Origin of the sequence: Pseudoalteromonas peptidolytica (genome assembly GCF_012641745.1) — a bacterium.
GTDB classification, from domain to species: domain Bacteria; phylum Pseudomonadota; class Gammaproteobacteria; order Enterobacterales; family Alteromonadaceae; genus Pseudoalteromonas; species Pseudoalteromonas peptidolytica.
Genome location: NZ_WEHZ01000119.1, coordinates 1 through 217 on the forward strand (window position 1 = coordinate 1; position 217 = coordinate 217).

The 217-nt window shown below is 39.2% G+C and carries 1 rRNA gene; it reads left to right on the forward strand.

Features of this window, described 5'->3' with window-relative positions:
- Positions 1-163: 163 nt before the first annotated feature.
- Positions 164-217, forward strand: a 5S ribosomal RNA gene (gene rrf, locus F9Y84_RS22665); the annotation flags it as partial.

Below are 217 nucleotides of genomic sequence, written 5' to 3' on the forward strand. Positions count from 1 at the left end.
CTGTGAGGCATTAAGCTAACTCGTACTAATTACCCGTGAGGCTTAACCATACAACGCCAAAGTGGTTTAGCGACAGAAGTTAATAGACTGAAGTAGACAAAGAATTTAATAGCTTTTTCCAGATTTATATTAATGAAGGATACTTCATTAATGAACAGAATTTCCTGATGACCATAGCGTTTTGGAACCACCTGACCCCATGCCGAACTCAGAAGTG